Genomic DNA, 2,959 nt, shown 5'->3' on the forward strand with positions numbered 1-2,959 from the left:
CAACAAACACCAATGAGTAAACAAGACAATCCATTTGGCAATGCAAATAATACAGTTGATATAGATGATTCTACACTCCCGTTTTAGGAGGTACTAGATGAACGAGATTTGGAAAGATGTTGTAGGTTATGAGGGCATATACGAAGTCAGTAATAAAGGTAGAGTCAGAACTCATAAAAATAAAGTTAGTTGGTCTAATCGTTATCAAAAATGGCGACATTGGAAACAACGCTATTTAAAAGACAAAACTCCAAATGGTAGAGATGTAAGAGTATCCCTTTGGAAAAATGGTAAACATAAAGATTTTTTAGTCCATAGATTAGTAGCTTTTGCTTTTATACCACAAATAAAAGGTAAAAATTGTATTAATCACATCGACGGTAATCCTAAAAATAATAATGTAGAAAATCTTGAGTGGTGTACACATTTAGAAAATAACAGACATGCTTTCGAAACTGGTCTTATGAAAACAAATATGAAAGTTAGGTTAACTCAAGTTATAACAAACATGCAATTAGAATTTATAAGTATGGCTAAAGCTGATAAATGGCTAGGAAGATCTAATGGTTATGTAAGTGGTCGTATGAAAGCTGGTCATAACACTGCAATAGCTAGTAATAACACTAAATACAAAGTGGAGAAGTTGATTTAAATGCAACGCATTACAAGATACCAGAAAGATAACGACGGTACATACTCTGTCGTTGCCACTGGTGTTGAACTAGAGCGAAGTCACATAGATTTATTAGATAACGGTTACTCACTTAATGCAGAAGTGGAAGTGCCAGATAATAAAAAAATGTCTATTGAACAACGCAAAAAGATATTTGCGATGTGTAGAGATATTGAGCTGCATTGGGGCGAACCAGTAGAGGCGTTAAGAAAAAGATTTCAAGCAGAATTGGAAATAATGAATGGTTATGAACGTATTAGTTTACGTGACTGTTCCATGAAAGTAGCAAAAGAGCTAATTGAATTAATTATTGCATTTATGTTTCGTCACCAAATACCTATGAGAGTAGAGACAAGCAAGTTACTAAGTGGAGACCAGGCAATGTTGTATTGGGCAACTGTTAATCGTAATTGTGTGATATGTAGCACTCCAGGTAGTGACTTAGCTCATTACGAGGCAGTTGGTAAAGGTATGAACAGGAATAAGATGAATCACTACGACAAGCATGTACTAGCTTTATGTAGACGCCATCATTCAGAACAACATGCGATTGGTGTTAAATCGTTTGATGAAAAATACCACTTACAAAACAGTTGGATCAAAGTTGATGATCGTCTTAATGCGATGTTGAAAGGAGTAAAACAATGAAATCAAGAATGATTACGCTTGAAGATAGAATGCGTATCGCTCACAGAATAAATAGTTTAAGAATGAATGAAAAATTATCACAAGTTGAATTCGGAGAACGTGTTGGAGTTGGACGTATAGCAGTTAATCGCTGGGAGAATAGATGGCAATTACCACCGATGAAAACTGTTAGGAAAATAGCAGAAGAATACAATACAACTCCAGAATGGATATTGTACGGGGAGTGAGAAACATGGTTAAATCAATATTTTTACAAGATGGAGAAGAAATTTTTGTTGATGATGATGATTACGAGAGAGTGAATCAACATATTTGGCGCAAATATTTTAAAGGTAATACAAGATATATCCATACTAAAATCGGAGTTAAAAGAAAGGACATTTTGTTAACGACATATATACAAAATGGCAGTTTTCAAAAAAATAAAAACAACGATTTTACTAAGAATAATTTAACTACAAAAGGTAGTCGATCAAGATGGGGAAAACCGAAAAGTAACGGTTCTTCTAAATACAAAGGAGTGAATTGGCGGAAAGACGCTAATAAATGGGTTGCAAAAATAAATGTTGAAGGTAAACAAAAGCATTTAGGATTTTTCGAATCGGAAGATATGGCAGCTAAATCTTATAATCGGGCTGTTGATGAATTTTGGGGAGGTAATGGATTTAAAAACATTATTGGCAATGACTCACGTCAAAAAAGAGACTATTTCCCTCATAAAGGATTTAACAATACAAGAAATACAAATAAATACGGTTACAGAGGTATTGGTAATCATACAGATATGCCTTCTAAGTTTTCTGCTAGAAAAAAATATAAAGGAAAACTATATAGCACAGAGTACTTCGACAGTAGAGAAAAGGCAGCTTTAGCATATAACAAAATAGTTGTTTTTCTATATGGATCTGATGCCATTTTAAATAAAGTGTCTATAACTGATGAACTCAAAGAATTCATAACTAACTGGGAAATACCAGATAAGATAAAAGCACTGAAAGATGGTGCTGATGATGAATAATAGAGATTACATTTCATCAATTATTACTCAATTCAGTGGCCAAAACAACATTATTCCTATACCTGCCATATATCTAAAGATTACTGAAGATTATCCAACTGCTGCATTACTCAACCAATTGATTTATTGGTCGGATAGAACTCATAGAAAAGATGGTTACTTTTACAAATCTTATAAAGAATGGGAAGACGAAATACATTTATCTAAATACCAAGTAATGCGTTCAATAAAAAAATTGAAAAGCATGGGGATTGTAGAAACTGCTTTAAAAAAGGCAAATGGGGCACCTACAGTCCATTATAAAGTCGATAGTGAAGTTACTTCACGATGGATTGTTAAGTTTCTTAACAATGGAAAGTCAACAAACTTAACAATGGATAGTGAAGAAACTCAAAAATCCTTAACAGAGATTACTACAGAGAATACAACAGAGATTACTACAAAAGATATATTGTCGGGCAACCCGACTGTTTCTCCGATTCCCTATAAAGAAATTATTGGTTATTTAAATGAAAAAGCAGGCAAACAATTTAAACATAATACCGGTAAAAGCAAAAGATGTATTGAAGCAAGATGGAATGAAGATTTTAGATTAGATGACTTTAAAAAAGTGATAGATA

At 33.2% G+C, this 2,959-nt stretch carries 5 protein-coding genes; all 5 read left to right on the forward strand.

The annotated features are described in order from the left end of the window. Positions 1 to 97 precede the first annotated feature (97 nt). Entirely contained in the window at positions 98 to 652 is a 555-nt protein-coding gene (locus VSR82_RS39510; RefSeq protein ID WP_023374913.1) for an NUMOD4 motif-containing HNH endonuclease, read from the forward strand. After that, the gene (locus VSR82_RS39515; RefSeq protein ID WP_498858869.1) at positions 653 to 1,321 is read left to right on the forward strand and encodes a putative HNHc nuclease; all 669 of its coding nucleotides are present in this window, start codon (positions 653 to 655) and stop codon (positions 1,319 to 1,321) included. Further along, complete coding sequence (locus VSR82_RS39520; protein WP_019236200.1) at positions 1,318 to 1,548, forward strand: helix-turn-helix transcriptional regulator; 231 nt, start codon at positions 1,318 to 1,320, stop codon at positions 1,546 to 1,548. Before VSR82_RS39515 ends, VSR82_RS39520 begins: the two co-directional genes overlap by 4 nt. Before the next feature lie 5 nt (positions 1,549 to 1,553). Further along, positions 1,554 to 2,339 (forward strand): AP2/ERF family transcription factor, encoded by a 786-nt coding sequence (locus tag VSR82_RS39525; protein WP_498858870.1) that lies wholly within the window; start codon positions 1,554 to 1,556, stop codon positions 2,337 to 2,339. Next, the coding region (locus tag VSR82_RS39530; RefSeq protein ID WP_498858871.1) for a conserved phage C-terminal domain-containing protein at positions 2,332 to 2,959 on the forward strand (628 nt) is incomplete at its 3' end. The genes VSR82_RS39525 and VSR82_RS39530, both read left to right, overlap by 8 nt.

Source organism: Burkholderia sp. JPY481 (genome assembly GCF_038900515.1).
In the GTDB taxonomy this organism is placed as follows: domain Bacteria; phylum Pseudomonadota; class Gammaproteobacteria; order Burkholderiales; family Burkholderiaceae; genus Paraburkholderia; species Paraburkholderia youngii.

What these genes read in the sequence shown, in the direction of transcription:
- VSR82_RS39510 (WP_023374913.1), top strand. Translation starts at nt 98, where the DNA reads ATGAACGAGATTTGGAAAGATGTTGTAGGTTATGAGGGCATATACGAA.
- VSR82_RS39515 (WP_498858869.1), top strand. Translation starts at nt 653, where the DNA reads ATGCAACGCATTACAAGATACCAGAAAGATAACGACGGTACATACTCT.
- VSR82_RS39525 (WP_498858870.1), top strand. Translation starts at nt 1,554, where the DNA reads ATGGTTAAATCAATATTTTTACAAGATGGAGAAGAAATTTTTGTTGAT.
- VSR82_RS39520 (WP_019236200.1), top strand. Translation starts at nt 1,318, where the DNA reads ATGAAATCAAGAATGATTACGCTTGAAGATAGAATGCGTATCGCTCAC.